17 protein-coding genes and 1 tRNA gene are annotated in these 23,041 nt (G+C 45.2%); 5 read left to right on the top strand and 13 right to left on the bottom strand.

Annotated elements, in window-relative coordinates; all coding sequences use genetic code 11:
- Positions 1-48: 48 nt before the first annotated feature.
- Both AXF12_RS01885 and pyk read left to right on the top strand, forming a co-directional pair.
- The gene (locus tag AXF12_RS01885) at positions 49-519 is read left to right on the top strand and encodes an IPExxxVDY family protein (RefSeq protein WP_066427959.1); all 471 of its coding nucleotides are present in this window, start codon (positions 49-51) and stop codon (positions 517-519) included.
- Complete coding sequence (gene pyk, locus AXF12_RS01890) at positions 513-1,964, top strand: pyruvate kinase (protein WP_066427960.1); 1,452 nt, start codon at positions 513-515, stop codon at positions 1,962-1,964. Before AXF12_RS01885 ends, pyk begins: the two co-directional genes overlap by 7 nt.
- A gap of 139 nt (positions 1,965-2,103) precedes the next feature.
- Here pyk and AXF12_RS01895 read toward each other — a convergent pair whose 3' ends face one another.
- Positions 2,104-4,374: an NADP-dependent malic enzyme gene (locus AXF12_RS01895; RefSeq protein WP_066427961.1), complete on the bottom strand. Its 2,271-nt coding sequence runs from the start codon at positions 4,372-4,374 to the stop codon at positions 2,104-2,106.
- A gap of 448 nt (positions 4,375-4,822) precedes the next feature.
- On the opposite strand from AXF12_RS01895, the gene AXF12_RS01900 reads away from it, so the two are divergent.
- The 3 genes from AXF12_RS01900 to brnQ (AXF12_RS01910) all read left to right on the top strand — a co-directional run bounded on the left by AXF12_RS01900 (position 4,823) and on the right by brnQ (AXF12_RS01910) (position 8,388).
- The gene (locus AXF12_RS01900; RefSeq protein WP_066427962.1) at positions 4,823-5,425 is read left to right on the top strand and encodes a hypothetical protein; all 603 of its coding nucleotides are present in this window, start codon (positions 4,823-4,825) and stop codon (positions 5,423-5,425) included.
- Between the two features lie 221 nt (positions 5,426-5,646).
- Positions 5,647-6,978 (top strand): branched-chain amino acid transport system II carrier protein, encoded by a 1,332-nt coding sequence (gene brnQ, locus AXF12_RS01905; protein WP_066427963.1) that lies wholly within the window; start codon positions 5,647-5,649, stop codon positions 6,976-6,978.
- Positions 6,979-7,083: 105 nt separating this feature from the next.
- On the top strand, positions 7,084-8,388 hold the full coding sequence (gene brnQ / locus AXF12_RS01910) for a branched-chain amino acid transport system II carrier protein (RefSeq protein ID WP_066427964.1): 1,305 nt from the start codon (positions 7,084-7,086) through the stop codon (positions 8,386-8,388).
- Positions 8,389-8,392: 4 nt separating this feature from the next.
- Here the strand turns inward: brnQ (AXF12_RS01910) and AXF12_RS01915 are convergent, their stop codons facing one another.
- The 12 genes from AXF12_RS01915 to AXF12_RS01970 all read right to left on the bottom strand — a co-directional run bounded on the left by AXF12_RS01915 (position 8,393) and on the right by AXF12_RS01970 (position 22,925).
- Positions 8,393-8,623, bottom strand: a complete 231-nt coding sequence (locus AXF12_RS01915; RefSeq protein WP_066431680.1) for a uroporphyrinogen decarboxylase — start codon at positions 8,621-8,623, stop codon at positions 8,393-8,395.
- A 179-nt stretch (positions 8,624-8,802) separates the two neighbouring features.
- Positions 8,803-9,366 carry an LPS export ABC transporter periplasmic protein LptC gene (gene lptC, locus AXF12_RS01920; RefSeq protein WP_394336583.1) on the bottom strand — a complete coding sequence of 188 codons (564 nt, stop codon included), beginning with the start codon at positions 9,364-9,366 and terminating at the stop codon, positions 8,803-8,805.
- A gap of 11 nt (positions 9,367-9,377) precedes the next feature.
- Positions 9,378-10,718 (bottom strand): hypothetical protein, encoded by a 1,341-nt coding sequence (locus AXF12_RS01925; RefSeq protein ID WP_066427966.1) that lies wholly within the window; start codon positions 10,716-10,718, stop codon positions 9,378-9,380.
- A 14-nt stretch (positions 10,719-10,732) separates the two neighbouring features.
- Positions 10,733-12,007 carry a BamG family beta-barrel-assembly machinery protein gene (locus AXF12_RS01930; RefSeq protein WP_066427967.1) on the bottom strand — a complete coding sequence of 425 codons (1,275 nt, stop codon included), beginning with the start codon at positions 12,005-12,007 and terminating at the stop codon, positions 10,733-10,735.
- 19 nt (positions 12,008-12,026) lie between these two features.
- Complete coding sequence (locus AXF12_RS01935) at positions 12,027-12,779, bottom strand: type III pantothenate kinase (RefSeq protein ID WP_066427968.1); 753 nt, start codon at positions 12,777-12,779, stop codon at positions 12,027-12,029.
- Between the two features lie 384 nt (positions 12,780-13,163).
- Positions 13,164-13,433, bottom strand: coding sequence for a SemiSWEET family transporter (locus AXF12_RS01940; protein WP_066427969.1), 270 nt, complete (start codon positions 13,431-13,433; stop codon positions 13,164-13,166).
- Positions 13,434-13,526: 93 nt separating this feature from the next.
- Positions 13,527-15,272: a TonB-dependent receptor gene (locus tag AXF12_RS01945; protein WP_066427970.1), complete on the bottom strand. Its 1,746-nt coding sequence runs from the start codon at positions 15,270-15,272 to the stop codon at positions 13,527-13,529.
- Positions 15,273-15,315: 43 nt separating this feature from the next.
- Positions 15,316-15,675, bottom strand: coding sequence for an EthD domain-containing protein (locus AXF12_RS01950; RefSeq protein ID WP_066427971.1), 360 nt, complete (start codon positions 15,673-15,675; stop codon positions 15,316-15,318).
- Positions 15,676-16,061: 386 nt separating this feature from the next.
- On the bottom strand, positions 16,062-19,097 hold the full coding sequence (locus AXF12_RS01955; protein WP_066427972.1) for a tetratricopeptide repeat protein: 3,036 nt from the start codon (positions 19,095-19,097) through the stop codon (positions 16,062-16,064).
- 103 nt (positions 19,098-19,200) lie between these two features.
- Positions 19,201-19,274: transfer RNA gene (locus tag AXF12_RS01960), tRNA-Ile, on the bottom strand.
- Between the two features lie 202 nt (positions 19,275-19,476).
- Positions 19,477-20,502 (bottom strand): UDP-glucose 4-epimerase GalE, encoded by a 1,026-nt coding sequence (gene galE, locus AXF12_RS01965; protein WP_066427973.1) that lies wholly within the window; start codon positions 20,500-20,502, stop codon positions 19,477-19,479.
- A 104-nt stretch (positions 20,503-20,606) separates the two neighbouring features.
- The gene (locus tag AXF12_RS01970) at positions 20,607-22,925 is read right to left on the bottom strand and encodes a hypothetical protein (protein ID WP_066427974.1); all 2,319 of its coding nucleotides are present in this window, start codon (positions 22,923-22,925) and stop codon (positions 20,607-20,609) included.
- Positions 22,926-23,041 lie beyond the last annotated feature (116 nt).

Consider the following 23,041-nt stretch of genomic DNA (forward strand, 5'->3'; position numbering starts at 1 on the left):
GGTGCGGTGTGGTTTATTTTTTGTACATTTGCCCCCGAAAGCAGGTATATGGCAAGGCATAAGTTATCCATAGCGTCCTTTTGTGATTATAAACTTATCGCAATACACACTCCCTTAGAGGATTATCGTTTGGTTTATATGCTCAATAGCGCACTGAGCCTTCAGTTGGCAAAGCGCTATGACAAGGAGTGCTTTGCTGTAGATGGGGGCAAAGGAGGAGGTTTTTCCTACTACCATTGGGAGAACAAGTTGCTACAGATAGATTGGCATTGCGTTGCGAATAAGCTGGTATGTGAAGAGGAAACAGAAGGGATGCTCTTTGGCAAGACAAGCACAATTCATTATCTGATAGAGGATAAGAAGAAGGTGGATTACTTCTTAAAGATAGATACTGAGGGGCGCCTCGATGTACAGGGGATACTCACGGCTATCAAGGGGGTGCCTTATGTATCAATGGCTTATACGATAGAAACAGAAGGGTTAAACGTAAAACATAAATTACTATTTCAAGAATGTTAAGTACTAAAAAAACGAAGATTGTAGCAACCTTAGGTCCTGCTACTTCCACTCCTGAGGTGATCAAGGATATGATGATCGCAGGGGTAAATGTATTCCGTATCAATTTCTCGCACGCTGATTACGATGATGTTCGTCAGCGAATTGAGATGATCCGTGCATTGAATAAAGAGTTAGGTTATAACACAGCGATTTTGGCAGACCTTCAAGGACCAAAACTCCGCGTAGGGGTAATGGCAGAAGGTGTAGAGGTAGCGCCAGGCGACCATATCACCTTCGTAACAGGAGAGGCTTTCGAAGGGACCAAAGAGCGTGTGTATATGAATTATAAAGCCTTTCCGATGGATGTAAACCCAGGGGAGCGCATCTTGCTTGATGATGGAAAGCTGATCTTTGAGGTAGTAGAGACCAATCGTGAGGATGAAGTGAAGGCTGTGGTAGTGCAAGGAGGCCCTTTGAAGTCAAAGAAAGGTGTGAACTTGCCTAACACAAAGGTGTCATTGCCAGCACTTACTGAGAAGGATATCCGCGATGCTCTCTTTGCGATGACTCAAGATATTGACTGGTTTGCACTCTCGTTTGTGCGTCACCCTGAGGATATACAAGACTTGAAAGACCTCATTGAGGAGAATGCGGGACATAAGATCCCTATCATTGCTAAGATAGAGAAACCAGAGGCGCTTGACAATATAGATAAGATTATGGCGAACTGCGACGGTATTATGGTCGCTCGTGGTGATTTGGGGGTTGAAATACCTGCTGAAGAGGTACCGCTGATCCAAAAGGAATTGGTGCGTAAGGCTAAGAATCACCATATACCAGTGATTATCGCTACTCAAATGATGGAGAGTATGATCACCAGTCTGACACCAACACGTGCTGAGGTAAACGACGTTGGTAACTCAGTAATGGACGGGGCTGATGCTGTGATGCTTTCAGGGGAGACCTCAGTAGGGAAGTACCCTGTGCAAGTGATTGAGCAGATGGCGCGTATTATCCGTAGTGTGGAGAACTCTGAGCTGATTAAGATGCCATCGATGTCGCCTTTTGTGGTATCGCCTCGCTATATAACCAACCAGATATGCTATCACGCAACGCTTATGGCCAATGAAACAAACGCAAAGGTGATTTCTACACTTACTAATAGTGGCTATACAGCGTTTCGCATATCATCATACCGCCCTAATGCACACATCTTGGTGTTTACCTCTAACAGGAGGATACTTACAAGTTTGAGTTTGTTATGGGGGGTTACGACTTTTTATTACGATCGTCTGGCATCTACAGATGAGGTGATTGAGGACATTAACCACCTTGCTAATGCTGAGGGCTATGTGAATATGGGTGATTTTATGATTAGCTTAGCGGCAATGCCTTCACAAGGTAATGGCAGAGTAAATACACTTAGGATTACTGAAATAGACTCGTGTGCTATTAAGCTGAGATAATCTATATTTTCTATATTATTAAGGATCCTCTATTAATTTGACTTAATAGAGGATCCTTTTGATTTATATATATAAAAAAACTAACCTATCGATTATCTCAATAGGTTAGCTTTACTATTTAATTTCTACTCTTTGAGCCCTACTCTCTATCCTGTGCATCTACTACAGCCAAAGTAGCAAGGTTCACCATCTCATCAGTGGTGCTGCCTACAGTGGCTATGTGGATAGGCTTCTGTAGCCCTAAGATGATAGGCCCTACGGTCTCTAAGTGCTGTAGTTCCTTCATAATCTTGTAGGTGATATTCGCCGCATCCAAGTTAGGGAAGATAAGCACATTAGCCCCTTTGCCGTTGTTGAGCTTAGAGAACGGGAATGTCTTGGCGAGCTTATCTGGGTTGAGCGCAAAGTCGGGCTGTATTTCGCCGTCTACTATGAGTTCGGGGTGATGCTGGTGCAGGTATTCCACCGCCTTGCGTACCTTCTGACTGCTTTCTGAGACTGCCGACCCAAAGTTGGAGTACGAAAGCATCGCTACTGAAGGCTCTAAACCAAAGAACTTCACTGCCTTAGCGGTGAGCAAGGCGATGTTTACCAAATCCTCAGCTGTAGGGTTGATGTTGATAGTGGCATCAGAGAGGAATAGTGGTCCTTGCTTGGTAATCATTATGCTGGTGGCGGCAATACGCTCTACGCCAGGCTGTTTGTCGATGATTTCCAGTACAGGCTTGATGGCTGCTGGGTAGGCACGTGAGTAACCAGTAATCATCGCATCGGCCTCACCGCGCTGCACCATCATTGTGCCAAAGTAGTTGCGCTCTACCATCAATCGCTCTGCGGTGTGGAGCGTTACCCCACGCCGTTCGCGCGCTTTCCAATACTGCTGTGCATACGCGCTACAACGTGCCTTTTCCTCATCGCTTTTAGGGTCGATGATCGCCACATCACCCGTAAAGCCTATTTCGTGTTTCAGCGCTGTGATAACATCTTTTCTACCCAACAAAATCGGGATACCGATACCGTCTTCGTAAATGCGTTGCGCTGCCTTGAGCACCTCTAATTGGTCGGCTTCTGCAAATACTACCCGTTTCGGGTCTTTCTTAGCACGGTCTTGCAAGAGGCGCAATTCTTTGCTACCCGCACCGATGCGCTCTAAAAGTTCAGACTTGTACGCTTCCCAATCGGTGATAGGCTCTTGTGCCACCCCGCTTTCCATAGCCGCACGGGCAATGGCTGGCGGCACTTCGCTGATAAGACGTGGGTCGAAAGGCTTAGGGATGATATAGTTGCGCCCAAAGGTAATCTCCTCCCCGCCGTACGCCAAGCTCACCTGTGCAGGTACGGTCTTCTTGGCCAAGTCGGCGATAGCGTGGACGGCAGCGAGCTTCATCTCTTCGTTGATTTTAGTGGCGCGCACATCGAGTGCCCCACGGAAGATGTAAGGGAAGCCAAGGACGTTGTTGACTTGGTTGGGATAATCACTGCGGCCTGTGGCCATAATGATGTCGGGACGCGTTTTGATTGCCAAATTATAGTCGATCTCTGGGTTGGGGTTGGCCATTGCAAAGACGATTGCATCTTTCTCCATTGTTAGCAGCATCTCAGGGGTGAGCACATCGCCTTTGGATAGGCCGATGAAGACGTCAGAGCCTTTGACTGCCTCTTCGAGGGTGCGTATATCGCGGGCGGTGGCGAACTCAGCTTTCTGCTCGGTGAGGTTGGGGGCGTCCTTGCGGATAACCCCTTTGCTGTCGCACATCACGATGTTCTCAGGGCGTGCACCGAGTGCCACATAAAGGCGTGTACACGAGATCGCTGCTGCACCAGCCCCATTGACCACTATCCGCGCCTTGCTAATATCTTTGCCTACAATCTCCAAAGCGTTTACTAAAGCCGCTGCCGAGATAATAGCCGTACCGTGCTGGTCGTCGTGCATCACGGGGATGTCTAATTCTTCTTTAAGGCGGCGTTCGATTTCAAAAGCCTCAGGAGCCTTGATGTCCTCCAAGTTGATACCCCCAAAGGTAGGTGCGATAGCCTTTACGGTTTCGATGAACTTATCCACGTCAGTGGAATCTACCTCGATATCGAATACATCAATCCCTGCGAATATCTTGAATAACAATCCTTTGCCTTCCATCACGGGCTTAGCCGCATCGGCACCGATGTCGCCCAGCCCGAGCACTGCCGTACCGTTGGAAATCACCGCAACGAGATTACTCTTAGAGGTGTAGCGGTAGGCATTGGCCTTATCTTTTGCAATTTCGAGGCAAGGCTCAGCTACTCCGGGGGAGTAAGCGAGTGCCAAATCGTGTTGTGTTGAGTGTTTTTTAGTAGGCACGATAGCGATTTTCCCAGGTTGGGGAAACTCGTGATAGTCGAGTGCCTCTTGTTTTTTACGTGTATCTGACATAATTTCTTATATTTTAGTATCTGAATTCTGCGCGGCAAAAGTACGACTTTTTAATGAGTAATGCGTAATGTGTAATATATAATTTAGTTGTAATAATTATAATTTACTCATAAACAGTGTGTCTATCGGAGAGGGTATCCGCTCAAAGGTTTCTATCCAAAAACCTTCTTTTAAACCATTCTTGTAGGAGTCTTCTTCCCATTTATCTTTCGAGTAACCATCTTGTTTTTTGTTGCTCGCATCAAGAGAGGTATACAAGTAAAAGATTTTGTTTTACAGCTCATTAGAAAGCCAAAAGTAAAGAGGTAAATAAGTATTATTCGCTGTATTCTTTGAATCTTTCGCCGTGGCAAAGGTACAGTTTTTTTAAGAAATATTTGCTACATTTCACAAGTTTTGTAATTTTGCAAAGTGAACGCAGATTACTAATTACTAAAATTATTATCATATGAAACGATTATTTTTATTACTGACTGCAATGGTGGCAACGCAAGGTTTTGCACAACGCGTTACCGTAGAAGAAGGCAACTTAAAAAGCCTTGCAGGTACGAAACAAATCAATGTAGTGTTCGACTATACACAAATGCATATCGGTAAAGATAACCTTACAGAGAAAGCGTATGTTGCGGAGCACACCGAGTGGCTCAATAAAAAAAGTGTAGGGAAAGGCGATAGCTGGGCAAAGTCGTGGGCAATAGCCAAAGAGATGCTTTGGCAGCCTAAGTTTATCGAGCTGGTGAATGTGATAATGAAGAAAGCGAAGAAGGATATCGTCTTCAAAGAAGGTGACAGTGAAGCTCCTATCACATTGACAGTAAATACCTTATGGATCTACCAAGGTTGGGATGCAGGGGTGATGAAGCAACCCGCAAAGGTAACTACATCACTTGTCTTCACCGATAAGAGCGGCAAGGTGCTGTGCAAACTCCTCAGTGAGGAAGCCCCTGGCGATCAGTATGGCAGTAACTTTAATGACGAATCACGCTTAGCAGAAGGTTATGCTAAAACAGGCAAGACGCTGGGTAAACTCATTGAGAAAGCACTTAAATAAAAACCTGTAACCAAAAGTCAGACATTAAAAGTCAGAGAGCAACACTGTTCTACAGTTTTTTGCTCTCTGACTTTTAATGTCTTATTAATTTTAACATGCTGATTTTCTATATATTTTATCCTTCTATTTTCCTCACACCTTAATTTTTCTTTAGAAAATATTTGCTTATTTACGATTACTTTCGTAGTTTTGCGCTGTAATTTTATAACATCTGTTTTTTAATGAAAAAAGAAACTAAACTTCTTACGATTACTACGGTGGGCTTTGCGCTCTTTTCAATGTTTTTTGGGGCAGGCAACTTGGTAGTACCCCCTTATATTGGGTTGCAAGTAGGTAGCCAGTGGGTCTATGCGCTATTGGGTTTCCTTTTAACCACTGTCATTACCTCTTTCTTAGCTGTGATAATGATTGCTCGGGTAGGAACCAGTTTTGCCGACTTAAGGCAATTTATGCCAAAATGGGTAGTAGATACGCTTAATTTGCTGATTATTATTAGTATTGGTCCGCTGATATGTATTCCTCGGACGGGAGCACTGACCTATGAGGTGGCTGTAGCCCCTATATTGCCACAAGTACCCCTATGGGTATTTGAGCTCTTTTACTTTGTCTTAGTGTTAGTGCTTTCTATTTCCAAATCGAAGATTGTTGATATCATCGGGCGATGGCTTACACCTCTGTTACTGCTGTGTTTGGCGATATTAATTGTTAAAGGAGTCCTTAATGCAGAGGCGATCGATCAACAATCAGCAGTCAGTGCAGGCGATGCCTTTAGATTGGGCTTCAAGGAAGGGTATCAAACGCTCGATGTCTTGGCTGCCATTCCTTTTGCAGGGCTTATCATTGTAGCATTGACGATGAAGGGTTACACTACGGATCGACAACGGATAGAGATGAGTCTGAAGAGTGGCTTAGTAGCGGCGGTGAGCTTGATGCTTATCTATACAGGGCTGATGTACTTAGGCGTTACTACTGATTACGCAGGAGGCGGTGAAGTAGAGCGCTCTCAGCTATTGAAATATATCTCAGATGCTATTTTAGGTAGTTGGGGCTCGCTGGTGATGGCTTCAGCTATAGGCGTTGCCTGTCTTACGAGTGCTATTGCGCTTGCTTCAGGGATGGGAGAAATATTAGAACAGACAACCAAAGGCAAGATGTCGTATAAATTAGGCGTTGTAGCCTGCTGTGTGGTCTCGTTTGTACTCTCGCTGAACAAGGTGGATACTATCATCGCCTATGCAGGGAGTATACTACTGTTTATCTACCCTATTGTTTTTACGATTATCTTATATGTACTATTGTTCTCAAAATATGTAAAAAGCAAGTTACCTTATGTGATGGCGGTGCTTACCACAGCAGTAGTGGTAACTTGGACAGCTATCTATAACCAATGGGATGTCTTCCAAGGTATTTATTGGATGACCGCCGTCAAAAGTGCAATGCCACTAATGGACTACCTGTTAGAGTGGTTAGTGCCGTCCTTTTTGGCGTTTGTCTTCTTTGCTTTCACTGAGAAGTACTGGGTAAAATGGTTTAGCAAGAGTAATAGAGAGTAGTTACTGTTATAGAGAAAATAATTACGAAAATATTTGGTGAATAGCGAAAGGTTTCATACTTTTGCGCTTATTAATTGTCTTTACAACCAAAGCTTTTTATATAATATGAGTAAGAAAGAGCACAAATTAGTTACAGTTATTACAGTGGGGTTCGCCCTTTTTGCGATGTTCTTCGGGGCAGGCAACCTCATTTTACCTCCTTATATTGGTTTGCTTTCGGGCAGTGAATGGGCGATGGCGCTTGTGGGATTCTTCGTTACGGCTATCTTAGCACCCTTTGTAGGGGTGCTGACAGTAGCACGTGTAGGCACAGGCTTTTCAGATTTGATGGCGAAGTTTCCAATGTGGCTTACGGTAGCAATCCATTTCTTAGTGATATTATGTATAGGTCCGCTAGTGGCAATCCCACGCACAGGAGCGACGACTTATGAGGTGGGAGTACGACCTCTCTTCCCTGAGATCTCCAACGTAGTGTTTGCAGTGATTTTCTTTGCTGTAGTCTTGGTGTTATCTATTTCAAAATCAAGAATTGTAGATGTAATTGGGAAGTATTTGACGCCTGTGTTGCTTTTGTTCTTAGTGCTCTTGGTATGCTGTGGTATTCTATTCCCTATCAATGAGGTAGAGCCTACTTCCTTTACAGGGGTTGATGCTTTTGTATTTAGCTTTAAGGAGGGCTACCAAACGCTCGATGTATTGGCTTCAGTGATCTTTGCAGGGATTATTATTTCGGCTATTACCAATAAAGGCTATACTACGCATCACGAGCGAATGCGACTTGCGATATGGTCGGGAGTGGTATCAACACTGTGCCTTCTGTTTATTTATGGAGGTTTGATCTACTTGGGCGCCACAACAGATTATGTTGCAGAAGGGCAGGTAGCGCGTACACAGTTGCTGCTACATATCTCACATACGGTGCTGGGCAGGTATGGCACGATAGTGATTGCTTGTGCGATTGCCTTTGCGTGTCTTACTACGGCTATTGCGCTTACTTCGGCTATGGGTAGCTTTGCACAACAGCTCACCAAAGGATGGATATCCTATAAGGTGGGGGTAGTGATTTGCACACTTATATCTTTAGTACTGTCCATCAACGAAGTTGATGCGATTATCAAGTATGCAGGGAATATATTGCTGTTTATTTACCCGATTGTCTTCACAGTGATACTCTATGTGTTGTTCTTTAATAAGTATGTGAATGATAGGGTGCCTTATTTGCTAAGTGTGATTACTACGGCGCTGATCTCGTCTGTGGCTGTACTACAGAACTTTGGTGTATGCCCTGAGTGGCTTTCACAGATGAAAGCAAGTATTCCACTGAGTAGTTACTCTCTTGAGTGGTTATTGCCGTCGTTTGTAGTGTTTGTCGTCAGTGCATTTATTGTCAACTCGCTGCGAAAGCGTTAAACATTCAAAGAGTGTTGTTTTTCTTTTTATAAATCTCTTTGTATAGGTAGAAGATTTGTACACCTACTAAGAAGGCATTGGGCAGAATTACAGGGATACTATTAATATACATCCCATAGATAACAAAAAGTATACACCCAATCAGGTTTGTAAAGCGTATGTAGCTAATATTGTCCTTAATCAAGAAGCTAAGGACAACAAATAGAGAAGCAGTATATCCTATTAAGTCAATCATTTTCTTCTTAGTCTTGAGGTTCTTCTGATAAAATACATACACAAGGCAGCCACTGCAAATATGATATTCATATACAGTTCATTACGGGAGGGAGTATTCCAGAGGGTATACGCCTCATAAGTACAGTAGATAGCAACAGCTAAGTAGGCGTATTCGAAAAATATTTGTGCTTTCATTGTTTATTCTTTTTCTTCGATGGCTAAGATTCCTGTTGTTTTATGGGCTTTTACATTTGTAAACTGCTTGTCGAAGTCCATTCCGATCCCCTTGGTAACGGTACCTTTAGTAGCATCAGTAAAGGTGAAATCTTTCTCAGTAAAAATCCAGTCTTCTTTCTGATCCCAGAAGAGTTGTGAGGTTTTCAGTTTCTTACCGTCATAGGTAGTAAGTTCCACACTATCTCTTAGCTCTACCATATCCGAGTTGGGGTAGATAATACCGTAGTTAGCTTTGATGGTATTCTTATTGCGGTTGTCATCGTAGAAATCTACCTTTAAACCTTTTGGGAATTCAGAGTAGGGTACGTGCTGGTTCGAGTAGTCCTCATTAAGAGGGCTGGTCAGCACAGCAACTACTTTGGTAGAGTCAGTGTATACAAGCCTAAAATCATAAGCCTGACCCTGTGGAAATTTCTTTCTAATATTGAGCTGTTGAAGGCTCTTCATATCATTATTACAAGAAAAAAGCATTGCCATACTGAAAAGTACGGCAACGCTTTTTGCTATGTGATGTATTCTGTACATCTTCATTTGTATTATAAACGAGGAACGGTTACAGATTGACCTACCCAGCATTTGAAGCTAATGGTTTTACCAGCTAAGCCTGATTCAAATACGTCTACCTTTGAAGGAGCTAAGGCATCGTAGCGAGCAGCTAAACTTTCCAAACCACCTTTGCGAGCAGTTTTAGCAGCTAACCAGTAGATAGCGCGTTTCTCAAACGGAGTGCTACCACACTCATTAGCAGAGCTTGCGTAAGCGTGCGCCATAATGCGGTAAGCATCAGAGTTCGAAGGGTTATAAGTCAATGCTTTCTGCGCATAGTTTACAGCAGTTGCTTTTGAACTCTTAGAGGCAATACTGATAAGTATCTTCGACTTCTTAAAGTTGTCCTTTTCAAGGTTCACAGCCTCATTATAGTATTGGATTGCCTTAGCACTATTTCCTTTCTTGTCATTCAAGACGCCCAAATAGTAAGCTGATGAAGCTGAAGGAGCTACACTGTGCAATGAGGTTACAATCTTCACGAACAATGGATCCTTTGAGCAGTCCTTATCAGCCATCTTACCAGCAGCACGGCGTAGCCATTCTTCGTTGGTCTTGTTGGCCTCATAGTTCTTAGTGTACAATGGAATAAGGTTCTTACAGTCAGCCAACTGACCCAACTTAGCGTCTACACTCTCAGCAATTGTTTCGTAGTTATCCACGCGCTTACGGTTAGCGTCTAAGATCTTCTTCTCTTGTTCAGTAAGAGTACCAGCCTCTTCTTTTGATAGATATTGGTTGATAATATTAGAGAGCTCATTCTTCTCATCCTGTATCTTGTCCGATACGTTGTCATAAGCATCAAATACCTCCTGAAGCTCCTTCTGACCTTTTTCGTGTAAGGTTACCAACTCAGAGAAATACAAGTACAAAGCTTTCTCATTCTTGAAGTTAGCCTTATCCTCAGTGAAGGCTTTGTGTAGTAAGTTATAGATCTCTTGGTCACTACCAGCCTTCTCATCAAAAAGAAGCAATGCCTGACGAATACGCATCTCAGTAGTGCTTAAGCGTGCAGGAAAAAGCTTGTTATAGTCCTCATAGAGCTTCGATAAATCCTTAACAAACTGAGTCTTCTCTGCCCCTGTACTATTCTTTATTTTATCCTGTAAGATTCTCTCTCCATAAGCAAAAGTAGCATAGTGCAAGGTAGGACATTGCGTATACACTTCCTTCCATACAGGGTAAGCCTCCTTGTAATTACGAGCCTTAGCATACTCACTGAAGATCGACAGTTTCTGCTTTAACTCAGGGTTGTTCCCGCAATCTTGCGCCTTTACGCCTGTCGCGAAAAGACCTGCAACTAATGTGATTAGTAAAATTCTTCTTTTCATTTTTACGATTGTTTTTATTGATACTTTGTTCGTTGGAACCACTTATCGTTTAAAGTGAATCCTATTTTTAAATTATAATAATTTTCCTTAACCAAGTTCCCCGCTTTCGTCCCCTTACTGCCATATTCAAACACCGCCGTAACATTCGAGAACCCCTTCACTGGTAAACTTACCCCAAAAGACGTGCCAAAGTCGTTAATCTTCTCACCATTTAACACAATCCCTGTATCTTCATACCGCAAACCTATACGGTAAGTAACTCTGCTCCAATAACTTGATATAGAATTATAGTTAGGCACCCAAAACCCACCGATGGACAATCTATAACCGTTATTATACGTTACGCCATTAGTAGTCAGAAAAGGATTTGAAAAATCTTTCGTATTTGCGTATGTGTACTGAGCCCCCAAAAACCACTGCTGATGCTCGCCAATACCCAACCCAAAAGCCACCTCCGTAGGTATTACCAGCTTCGTCTTCTCCAAGCCCAGCGCTGCCAGATCCTTCTTTTGCGAGTCACGCACCGTTAGCACAGGGCTACCCGAGCGGCTCGACGCATAGCCCAAAGTCGATATCGTGCGCTCATTCTCCGAACTGAGTTTACTCTCAGGCGTAAACACCAACGACGAGTACAACCTCAGCCGATGTCTCAGCGTCTGTTCAAGATACAAACCAAAATTAACCGACGCTCCTTTCAACGTCGATTTGCTCGCCTCCTGCGTATAGAACTGAATACCACTTTGCTGCTCCAAATCAGTCATCTCAATAGCACCAAAATGGTAGCGGAACGACGCCCCCACATTCAGCCCCTCGAAAATCCTAAAACCCGCCGAGAGAAAAAAACGATTTACATTACCACTTCCCTCAAACTGATTTACCTTGCTGGCGCTACTGTTCTTGAGCTTATAGCCCACTGTTGAGTAAGGTTGCAGCCCCAGCGATAGCCCGAAGCCCTTTGCAATAGGCAAGCCCAGCGCTAAATAGTCAAACCCCGAAGCCTTCGCATTAAAACTTGTTGCATTTGTAACAATATTTTTCCGCTGAAGCGTATACCCAGCCCCAAAAGCCGTGTATTTAAGCCCCGACAACGTCGCAGGATTTGTCATATTTACACGCGTACTATCTGCGTAAACCGTCATTCCACCCATCGCACTTTCCTCAGCAATCCCGCCAAAATTGCGCTCACCAACCCCGTAATACGAGTATGGCGACTCCGCAGTTTGCTGAGCAAAAACACCACAAGTGGCTGTAAATAAGGCAGTAATAAATACTATAAACCGTCTATTCATATACTAATTATCCTCTAATTCAATAACGCCCTTCCCCTTGCTCCTGATACTCCAAAATCACATTTAGCCCCTCAAGCAAGAAGAACGAGCTTGCAAAATTGCAACTTTTTATTCTTTTCTCCAAATAAAAATAATTCCCACCCGTAAGCACCACCACCAGATCACCAAACCGCTCCCGATACCGCTCCACCACACCATCAATCTCACACACCACATTGTGATACACCCCCGAGAGCATACACCCAACGGTAGTATCACCTATAAAATGTTCAATATCAAAGTCCTGCTCAGCAACGTGAGGCAATTTAGCAGTAAACTCGTGCATAGCGCGCAACCGCATCGCCAGCCCAGGAGCAATCGCCCCCCCGAGATAATCACCCCCCGAGGTCATCACATCAAAAGTAATACAAGTGCCTGCATCAATCACCAGCACATTCCTCTTAGGGAAGCGCCTTACCGCCGCTGCCATTACCGCTAAGCGATCCACACCCAAAGTCTCGGGCGTCGCATATCGATTTGTGAAAGGCATTGGCATTGCGTTACTTACAAAGTACACTCGCCCGACCTCTCTCCTTAAAAAAGAAAGCCGTTCCTCAGCCCCTTCCACTACCGAAGCCACGATGCAAGCCCCTATTTCACTGAGAGTTACCGCTTGCCGTAGCCCTTCCTCGAAAGAACCCCTCTCGAAGCGCTCGTACCACAACTGCACACCATTTTCGTACACAGCTACTTTGGTAAAACTATTCCCTTCGTCGATAATTAGGTTCTTCATTGGCACCGTCAGTAACGCTTACTGAGGGGCAAAGGTACAAAAAAAATTTCAACTGCGTACTTTTACAGTTATTTTTTTTGAGAAAAAACGATTTTTTCGAGTTTATCACCTTAAAAATGCCTTAATAAGCCCTTAACTTTTCGCCTATTTCTCCTGAAGACAACCCTTTCTTCACTCGAGAAAAAAGAACCCCTCTGCCCCATCAATGCAGGGCAGAGGGAAAACACACAGAAGCCAAAGGGAAAACAAAAGGAAAACACACAACGAAGTCAGAACGAACTCAGAACGAACTCAGATCGGTTTTCCTTTCGATTGTTGGAGGTTACTTCCTGGTTTGAAAGAGTAGGGGAGAGGTAGGCCTGTGAAATACACTTTTATATCTCATTATAAAGAAGTTAAGAACGTAAGGAACCCCAGTATTACCCCCACTAAGTTCGGGATGATGAGTATCCAATCGCGCTTGGGCTCTTTAGTCCACCCATAGACGACCCATATCAAGCAAGACACCGCTGCAAATAGTGGTTGCCACGGTTGCGCCTTATGCCCTTCTAAGTTGGCGATAATCTGTGGGATATACGCCACAAACACCACCACCCCGATGAAAGCGCCAATGGAGCCTACAAATATGTTTATCTTCTGCTTTAAACTGCTCATCGTTTCTTAATGATTAGGAAACAAAGAGTAACAATCAGCCACATAGTCCCCTCACTTCTGCCCTCTGCTATCTACCCTCTGATTGCTCTACTCTTATCTCCCTGAAATACTGTTAAATAAATAGCGCAGACCCACAAAGGCTTGTACGCTTTGCGAAGGGTAATACGCCCAAAGGTCGTAGCTCTTGCCTGCAAGGTTGTTGGCTTTGAGGAAGAACTGCCAATGCTTTTTATAGGTGTAATCTACGTGGAAATTCAGATCGAAGTAACCGTCGAGGGTGAGCTTGGCTGGCTCTACTCCCACCGCAGTGGTGTAATCCAGATCGTAGCGTTTGCCTACATAGAACATATCCAAGCCCGCAAAGAGGTTATACAATATCTTGAAATCAGTGAAGAGCGATACTCTTACACTGGGCAGGTTCCACGCCGTCTTATCTATCTGATTGAGTGCTGCATAGGCATTGTACTGCCCTTTGAGGTCGAAGCTGAGGATATCCTTCACATTGCCGTTGATACCCGCCATAAACTCAAAGTCGCTCACATCGTCGTAGAGGGCAGTAAATGAGTTCTTGTATTGGTATGCCAAGCGTTCTACACCCGAGGTAGGTTCCTCGTTATTGGTGGTGAAAATAGGCATCTCCTTGTATTGGCGATAGCTCAGTTGCGCACGATAGAGTAGGTCGCTACTCACCTTGCCACGCAAACCCACAAAAGCATCGGCTTGCACATTGGTAGGCTTTACCTCCTGCATCGGTGCAATGAAGGGGTTGGCTTTGCTAAGACGCTCCACAGTGTTCTGCTCCAAAGCACCCCGCAGCCCTGCATTGACTATGAAATCGCTGTTGAAGGTGTAGGTAGCCTCCACATCGGGATAGGCTTTGAACTTGCTCTCATTCGATTTATTTGCATCGGCATAGTAGATGGCAGCCCCGAGCTTTAAGTCGAAATTATCAATAGAAAAGATATACGAAGGGTTTACACCAAAGAGCATCCAACGGTTCTCAATGCGATTGAGCGTATAAGCCTTATCGCGGGCAAAAGTGCCGTTGTAGTAATCCAATATCACGTTAGCACGCACCTTCTGAGTGTCGTCAACAGGCACTTCAAATGAGGGCAAAGCACGCACATTGAGTTCCTTGCTATCAAAGTGATCGGAGAGCCCGCGCACGCTGAGGTCTAAGCCTTTAAAATAAGGGTTCGAGAGCTTTACGTAGCCCGCAAAACCATAGTCCATATAAGTCTGACGCACATCATCAAGGTCGCTAATCACTTGCTGACTGAAAGCACCCGTCTTCACACCATACCAATTGTGCATACGCCTGCCCACATCTACGCCTAAGCCCCAAGCGAGATCCTGATTGAGGAAGTCGTAATGTGCCTCTGCTGAGCTTAGCGAGTAAGCCGACTCAGGGATTACATCTCTCACAGGGTCAGCTGCCGAAATGTGGTTTACGAGGAAGGAGGCATTGCTGTTGTCATTCACTGGTAGGGTGATATTGGCATCGCCATAGAAAGTACCGAGCATACCAAAACCGCCACCCACGTATGAGTCTAAATAATCCTCACGGGTGATACGCTGGCGCACGGCACTCGCTTTGCCTTTCTCAGGCACAAAGGTTGAGGCAACAGGCACGGAGTAGATGGTGTAGTTGATCTTCTTCTTGCGCACCGTTAGCGAATCCTTCACCTTGGCATCTTCGATCTTCTTCTGCGCATCGGCAATCGTCGGCACGTACGATTTGACCACATCCACCACCTTAGTGGAAATGGTGTCCTTGCGATGTTGGGCAAACACAGTGGCAGTGCACACCAAAAGTGCTATGGTAATAAGTTTTTTCATATTTGTTTATTGCTATAAATCTTAATCTCTCTTTAAGAAGCCATCACACGATGCGCTCTTCCTCAGCCAACCACATTACGGACTGCTCCATATCAACGAGGTTCAACTCATCGGCACGAATGTCGGCTAAGGCTTTCTGTCCTTCGGGAGTAGTTCTTGCGTTGAGAAAGTCCTCTTTGCTGTCGTACCACAGTTCACCCATAGCGTCATAAGTGAAGGGCTGTGTTACGCGTTGGGTACTTGCCTGCGAATCCGCTTCAATAGGGAAACTCTTGGCATAGCCCTTGATGTTGAGCACATCCTTATACTGCAACACCTTTGCAGAATGTGCTTCCCATAATTTGATAAACTCCTCTTTACTCAAATGTGCTTTCTTGCGCACAAACATAATAATCTTAAACATCTCTTTTTTTATGATTAATAGTTAATAATTCCAAATTTCGCAGTAGACTTCTACATTGCATTAGGGTAGGCTATAGCATCGTTATGAGTTCACTGAGGGATGGCAACAAGTATACCATTTACAATTCTCATATTTTACTACCAAACCCTATTTTTATAGAAAACGTTCCTCACCTACTCATCTCGAAGTCATCTCGAACACAGAGAACAAAAAACTCAAAAAAAATATATCTACAAAACGCCATCTATTTAGAAAAACATATCAAATCCCAATACGCAATAAAGCACTTCCTCTCCTGTGGAGTAGATGGCTAATGCGTAATCTGGGATAAGTCAGCTCTCAGCTTTTAGGGCTAATGTGCTGAATTGCCCTTTGCCCTCTATCTCTTACTTCACCGACGAATTGCTCTTCGCAGCTTCTGCCTTCACTGCTACGAGTTCCTTCTTTGCCTCAGCTACTACTGCGGGATATTCCTTAAAGTTCTTCACTACGCTCTCCAAGATATAGCTCGCTTGATAGCTATCCTTTAAGCCCGCAAAGTTCTTAGCCATCACGATGAGACTCTTCGCAGCAAACTCCTTATGTCCGCCGTATTCCTTAGCAATACGCTGTACCACCTCGTTAGAGCCTTTATAGTCCTTATCCTGATGTTTATAAAGTGCCTCATAGTACAAAGCCTCAGCCATCAGGCTACCGCTGGCAGTCTTCTGTACCTCGGCGTAGTACTTGCGCGCATCCGCGTCCTTGCCTGTGGCACTATAAGCGCGTGCCAGCACTATGTAAGCATCGTTCTTAATGCGCGTGTCGATACTCTTCTCCTCAAGCACCTTGTTTGCATAGGCAATGGCATTGTCATAGAGCTTCTCATTGTAACATACGCGCATCAGGTTGCTCTGTGCATAGACCTTATTCTGCGCTACGGTTGCTGTCTTCTCCAACTCCTCTAAGTAAGGCTTGGCTTTCAGGTAGCTGCCCGCATCGAGCAAGATTTGACACACACGCGTGAGCGACTGCTCGGCGTGCTCATTTGCACTGCTCTTCGCCACGCTCTCAAACAGCGGCAAAGCCTTGCCCTTCTGCCCTGCCTCAAAGTAGAGCTGTGCCAACTGAAACTCAGCACTTGCACGGCGCATTCCCCTTGGGTAGTCCTTGAGATATTTCTCAAAGGCAGCTATCGCCTCCTTGTTGTTATTCTGCATATATTGGCGTTCGGCAGCCTCATAGCTCGCTCCCTCGAGTTCTATATCGCTGACTTCCACATAGCCCAAACTCTTAGCCCAACCAGCATATTCAGCTACTTTGCCCGTATCCACATAGATGAGCTTCGCCGATGCCACCGCTTGGTTTGCCTCTGTACTATTAGGGTAGTCCTTAGCGATTTGCTTAAAGAGCTGCAACGCCTTCTGATTCTCACCCTTGTTGTAATACACCAAGCCCTCACGCAGCATCGCCTTAGGCACTAAGATGTTGCCCTTGTATTCGTTTTTGAGCTGCTGGTAGAGCGCAATCCCCTTCTCGGTATTGCCTGCGGAAATATAAGCACTCGCGAGCTCATAGAGGGCATTGGGTCTAAGAGAGGAACCTTTATAGTTCTTGATAAACTTCTCTAAATCCTCTATCTTGCTTTGCTGCCTATCGACAAAGCCATAGCTGATCGCCTTCTGATACGCAGCATAGTCCACATCCTGCGCCTTCTCTTCCACGAGCTTGTTATAGCCCTCCATCGCTGGCCAATACTTGCCCGTTACAAAATAGCAATCCGCCAAGCGCAGCTGTGCATCGTGCTTCCACTCCTTGTTCTTAGGACTCTGTTTGAGGTATTTCTCAAAGTTGGCAATCGCCCCTGCGTAGTTCTTATCGTTGAAATAAGCATACGCCAGCCCATAATAGCCCTTGGCGTACTCCTCCGTCTTCGGTGCTGTGGGGCTATTGAGGTATTGGGTAAAGAAGTTCGCCGCCCCCTTGTAATCCTGTAAAGCATAAGCCGCCTCACCAGCCCAATAGGCAGCACGCACCGCTGTGGCATCGTTGCCGCCTTGTGCTTTTTGAAGATAACTCAGCGCATTGGCGTACTGACGCTCATTGAAGAGCTCCAACCCACGATAGAACGCCACTTTCTTATAAATCTCCTTGTCCTTCGCGCTCGTGCTCTTCTCCAAGAGATTTAAAGCCGCTGCATAGTTCCCAGACGAGATGTACGAATCCACCAACAGCCCTTGTATCTCTTCGGTATGACTCGTAGGATACACCGAGGCATACATCTGCAACACCTCAGGCACACTCTCATAAGGGTTACCGATCTCATAGCCGAGACGCGCGTAGTTGAGCATCGCATCTTGCTTTATCTTAGGCTCGAAATCCATCTGCGAGGCATTGCGAAAGGCATTGAGTGCCTGCTGCTTCTGCCCCGTTTTGAGGTAACACTCAGCCAAGTGATAATAGGCATTCTGAGCCACACTATCGTTCCCCCCAACGATCTTGTTAAACTGCCCTATAGCTGCCGTATAGTTGCCCTCTTTGTAGTAGGCATAACCAATATAGTAATAATCCGTGTTGGAGTACTTGCCCTTCTTGCCCTTGTAATTCATCAAGTAAGGCAATGCCTCTTTATACTGTTTCAGGTTAAAATAACTCTCCCCGATAATCTTGTTAAGCTCTGAAATCTCCTCAGCATTCTTGGTAATGCCGAGCTGTTTCTTACCCTCAGCGATAGCCTCCTCATACAGCGATTGCTTAAAGTACATATTCGCTTGGAAGTACGCCACATTCTGCCCTACCTTCTCTTCCTCAGGCACCTCCTTAAAGTAAGCCTCTGCCTTGGCGTAATCCTCACTGTCGTAAGCGATATAGCCGAGGTAATACTTCGCGCTCGCCCCGTACTCCTTGCTGGTCTGTGCTGCCTCGAGATAGGGCTTGCTCTCAGCCTGTTTGCCTGTGGCGAAGAGGCTATAACCTTTCTCAAAGTTAAACCGCTCCTCATCGCGAGGGGCAACTGTTAGCTCGTCGATAGCCTCATACCAAGCCAATGCCTGCTCAAAGTCGCCCTGCTGAAAATACAAATGCGCCATCTCCATATATGCCTCACTGCTCAGGGGCGACTCAGGGTGATTCACAATGAAGTCATTCACCAAAGCATCTGCCCCCTCCTGACCTAAGCGCACAGCAATGGTAGCGATGTAATACTCGCTCTGTGTGCGTACATCGCGATCAGTCGGGTGAAGTTCCCCCATTGAAAGGGGCAGGGGCGTGCTGCTCAACACCTTTCTAAAGAGGTTCTGCGCAGGTGCGTATAACTGTCTGTTATATAAAGCGATAGCCTTCTCAAAATCCGTAGAGGGGTGGGTGAAGGCTGCCGTTTCTTGACCCCATAGGGTAGATGCGACTCCTATTAGGAAGGCAACTGAAAGAAGTGTTTTTTTCATAGACTTTTTATTTAATGGACAAAAGTACAAATAAAATCTGAAATAGCAAGTATTTTGAAAAAATAAAGGCTCTACATACATTGTAAAGCCTTGTGAATAAAAGTGGTCCCAGTTGGGCTCGAACCAACGACTCCCTGATTATGAGTCAGGTGCTCTAACCGACTGAGCTATGAGACCTCCATTTTTATTATGACGGCGCAAAAGTATAACAAAATATTGATATGCGCAAATTTTGAGTGTATTTTTTGGAAAAAGATTTTTTCATAAAATAGGATAAATATTGTATTTCAAAGGATTGTAAGTTTCAAAAGGGCAGAAAAAACTCCCCTACTGGCGGGCTATGTAGCTGCTTCATAGGGGAGCGGTGTTATGGAAAAACTTACTTATTAGCTCGTACTTTCTGCTCCCATTTCCACGCTGATGCCATCGCATCGTCTAAGGTAGAAAGTGCTTTCCAGCCGAGTTCATTGTTTGCCTTGTCTGTGTTGGCATACGCAGCGGTGATGTCCCCCGCACGTCTGCCGACAATCTGGTAGTTGAGCTTCTTGCCCGATACGCGTTCAAAACTTTGAATTACTTCCAACACCGTACTGCCCTTGCCTGTACCGATGTTGAAAACTTCGTAGTTCTCCTTATTCTTCTCGCCAATAAGCCTTTGCAGTGCCACGACGTGCGCTTTTGCCAAATCCACCACGTGGATATAGTCGCGAATGCAAGTGCCATCAGAGGTTGGATAGTCGCCTCCGAAAACTGAAAGCTGTGCTCTCAGCCCAATACCCGTTTGAGTGATGTAAGGCACTAAGTTCTGTGGCATACCGATAGGCAACTCGCCTATCTCTGCCGAAGGGTGCGCTCCAATAGGGTTGAAATAGCGCAGCGCAATAGCGTTGAGCTGTGGGGTTACGTGGCAGGTGTCGCTGATGATTTCCTCACTGATCTGCTTAGTGTTCCCATAAGGCGACTCTGCCTTCTTTACAGGGGCATTCTCAGTAATAGGCAACTCATCTGCCTGTCCGTACACAGTGCACGACGAGCTGAAGATAAAGTTCGCACGCCCCAGCTTGCTGAGCTCCTCTAAGAGGTAAATGAGGCTGGTAAGGTTGTTTTCATAATACAGCAAAGGCTTATGTACGCTTTCGCCTACTGCCTTTGAAGCCGCAAAGTGTATCAACCCCTGCACATCCTGATGGCGACGGAAGAAATCCTGCACATCTGCCTTATTGCGCAAGTCAAACTTTTCAAATACAGGCTTCTTGCCCGTAATCTTAGTGATACCGTCAAGCACACTCTCTTGCGAGTTCGAGAGATTGTCGATGATCACCACCTCAAACCCCGCTTGTTGCAATTCTACTACGGTGTGTGAGCCAATAAAACCCAATCCACCTGTTACTACTATTTTTTTCATTATATATGTTATTTTAGAAATTAGAAAAATAGGAATTAGAAATCAACAGAGAGTAAAGAGTAGAGAGTAATAGCAGTATGAGCTGATCACTGACCTCTGACCCCTCACTTCTCACTCCTCATCTTATTGAGATTCTCTCTGAGCTCTTTGAGCATTGCCCGTTCGTCTTCGTCCTTTGAAGTCTCTAATAGCTTTACGGCTTCTTCTTGTATTTCAAGGGCTTTCTTCTTCTCACCACTGACAAAAAGCAAGTGCGCTAGCGTATCGAGGTAGGGTGCGCGCTTTTCCATCTGTACGGCCACCTGACTCCAAGCGAGGGCTTCCTTGAGCAACTCAGGGTTGTTGCGCTCAGTCTCATACACCTTCCAAGCGACATTATTCGCACGATTGGCAAACTTCATCTTGTAGTACTTCCAGCTGTCGTCTGCATCAGTAGTCTCAGTGCTGAAAGCTGCATCTAAGCCCGAGATGAGGTTGCCGTCCTTCTTCAACAGTCCTTTGTAATAATCTCTAAAGAGCTGTATTGCCTCCTGAGGTTGCCTTTCATACGCCAAATCGATGTAATCACCTAAGGAAAGCACCCCTACTTCAAGAGCCTTGTGCAATGCCTTATTCAGCACGGCTTGTTGCTCAGGTTTATCGACAAAATTAGCGAAAAGCAGCAGCGTTTGAATACTCTGCTTGCGCAGTGGGATAAAGTCCTTCTTATTCCTTATGGACAATGGGTAATAATCCTCTCCGTCCTGATAAGCTGTCTCCAAATCAACGCCTTCCTTTTTGAGCAAAACCTTGTTATGTGCCTCGATGTCCTTATAGAAATTCACCAAATACACGATTGCGCCCAAATCGGCTGTCTGAGGTTCTTTTTCTTTGAGAAAATACTGCTTGTAGTAGTTGTTCTCGCCAAAATTGTTTACCAACACCCTTGCGTAGTCTACATCGAGCTTCTTATCACCCTTATGAGCCTCTATCAGGCGCGTCCATTGGGCGGTAAGTTGCTCAGGGGTAAGTTTCACAGTGTAAAGGCGATCGGTATTCTTTAAATTCTGAAAGTAACCTTCGCGTTCATAGCTGCCATCAGGGGTTTCTTCACCCTCCTTCTTCTCTTCTTTTACCAAGAGAAACGGCAGGTAATCCTCATCGCCTGTGATGGTCGTAAAGGCTTTTTCAACTGCTTTTAGGGGTGCTTTTGCATTGGTGAGCACTTGGTCTATTTCCTTTGCCTTTGCTGCCGTATGGAATACGCGGTAGCGCGTGTTGTCGGAGATCAAGTCGCCCGCCTCTAAGGTATTGATAGTCGTCTCTTCTTTGTATACGATTGCTCCTTGCCCATCGAGTACTACATACTGATCCGTATCGCTCAGCTTGTTTGCCTTTACCCACTTCGCATCTTTCTTACCCGTTAAGTAAAACTCATAGCTTATCAAGTCCTTAGGGGTGATCGCCTGCTCGCGCCCAGCGGATTGGTCATAAGCTGAAAGTATCTCTTGATAGCTTTTGAGCAGTTCCTCAAAAACCTTTTCAGCCTCTTTGTTCTGTGGCTGGTAGAACACCATCACTAAGCGGTTGTTCTTCTTAGCCTGTGCTATAGCTTCGTTGAGCGAGCGAGCTGCCTTTACCACAGCTTGTGAGGCTTTTTTCTTCTCAGGATTGTAATCGGGAATGTCGTTCTCCTCATCGAAGGCTATCAGGTGTTTCCAGCCTTTTACTTCCTCTGCACTGCTATGGGTAAGCACCTCATTGTCCTTTTGTGCGTCTATCTTCTTGATAACGATGTCCGCACCCCTCTCGGGTTTGAGTACCAACTCTTGCTTGTCCGCCTTGTAAACGCCCTCCATTTTGCCCAAGCCACTGCGCAGCACCCCTGTGTAGAGCACCTCTACGGCTGAGGTTGTCTTGCCTACGGGTATCTTCTCGATATGCACTTCGGCACCTTTGCCCATCGCTTGTACGCGCGAGGCATCTACCAAGTAGAGGTTTTCCGTCTTGGGGATCTCAACGGTCTCTAAGGCGTAAAGTGGGTAGGGGTTGCCGCTGTCTACGGGCTTGCGTTCATCGATGTTGGTGATTTTATTGTATAGGCATACGTAATCAATGCCTCCTTTTGCGTTCTCGTAGCCGAGGTAGATATAGCGTGGATCTAATTCCTCACCGCCTTTGAAGGTGAGTTGTAGCACTGCCGAGGAGCCTTCTTTGCGCTTTACCTGAAAGGCGTTTACGCTTTTGGGTTGCAGACTTATGCGTTGGTCTTTCACAGTGTAAGTGCCCGAGAAGGCAACAAACTCAAAGGTGCCATCGGGCTTCATCCGTATCTCCAAACCTGAAGGATTGGGCTCTGTGGTGTACTGCCCTGCTACTGCCTCATTCTGTGCCATCACAGCCGTTGAAAGCACCATCGCCCCCAAAAATAAAACTCGCTTCATAAATTTTGAATTATTTCCCGCAAAAGTACAATTTTCTTTCCAAAGTACAATTTATTTCTAAAAAAAAGATACCTTTGCAATCTAAAAATAATGCGAATGTGCTGTAAGGCAGCACA

Source organism: Capnocytophaga haemolytica, from assembly GCF_001553545.1.
In the GTDB taxonomy this organism is placed as follows: domain Bacteria; phylum Bacteroidota; class Bacteroidia; order Flavobacteriales; family Flavobacteriaceae; genus Capnocytophaga; species Capnocytophaga haemolytica.

Bases quoted from the DNA above. Each gene is read 5' to 3' on its own strand.
- AXF12_RS01945 (WP_066427970.1), bottom strand. From the start codon at position 15,272: ATGAAAAAACTTATTACCATAGCACTTTTGGTGTGCACTGCCACTGTG.
- AXF12_RS01935 (WP_066427968.1), bottom strand. From the start codon at position 12,779: ATGAAGAACCTAATTATCGACGAAGGGAATAGTTTTACCAAAGTAGCT.
- AXF12_RS01950 (WP_066427971.1), bottom strand. From the start codon at position 15,675: ATGTTTAAGATTATTATGTTTGTGCGCAAGAAAGCACATTTGAGTAAA.
- lptC (WP_394336583.1), bottom strand. From the start codon at position 9,366: ATGTACAGAATACATCACATAGCAAAAAGCGTTGCCGTACTTTTCAGT.
- pyk (WP_066427960.1), top strand. From the start codon at position 513: ATGTTAAGTACTAAAAAAACGAAGATTGTAGCAACCTTAGGTCCTGCT.
- brnQ (WP_066427964.1), top strand. From the start codon at position 7,084: ATGAGTAAGAAAGAGCACAAATTAGTTACAGTTATTACAGTGGGGTTC.
- AXF12_RS01970 (WP_066427974.1), bottom strand. From the start codon at position 22,925: ATGAAGCGAGTTTTATTTTTGGGGGCGATGGTGCTTTCAACGGCTGTG.
- galE (WP_066427973.1), bottom strand. From the start codon at position 20,502: ATGAAAAAAATAGTAGTAACAGGTGGATTGGGTTTTATTGGCTCACAC.
- AXF12_RS01930 (WP_066427967.1), bottom strand. From the start codon at position 12,007: ATGAATAGACGGTTTATAGTATTTATTACTGCCTTATTTACAGCCACT.
- AXF12_RS01915 (WP_066431680.1), bottom strand. From the start codon at position 8,623: ATGATTGACTTAATAGGATATACTGCTTCTCTATTTGTTGTCCTTAGC.
- AXF12_RS01955 (WP_066427972.1), bottom strand. From the start codon at position 19,097: ATGAAAAAAACACTTCTTTCAGTTGCCTTCCTAATAGGAGTCGCATCT.
- AXF12_RS01940 (WP_066427969.1), bottom strand. From the start codon at position 13,433: ATGAGCAGTTTAAAGCAGAAGATAAACATATTTGTAGGCTCCATTGGC.
- AXF12_RS01925 (WP_066427966.1), bottom strand. From the start codon at position 10,718: ATGAAAAGAAGAATTTTACTAATCACATTAGTTGCAGGTCTTTTCGCG.
- AXF12_RS01885 (WP_066427959.1), top strand. From the start codon at position 49: ATGGCAAGGCATAAGTTATCCATAGCGTCCTTTTGTGATTATAAACTT.
- brnQ (WP_066427963.1), top strand. From the start codon at position 5,647: ATGAAAAAAGAAACTAAACTTCTTACGATTACTACGGTGGGCTTTGCG.
- AXF12_RS01895 (WP_066427961.1), bottom strand. From the start codon at position 4,374: ATGTCAGATACACGTAAAAAACAAGAGGCACTCGACTATCACGAGTTT.
- AXF12_RS01900 (WP_066427962.1), top strand. From the start codon at position 4,823: ATGAAACGATTATTTTTATTACTGACTGCAATGGTGGCAACGCAAGGT.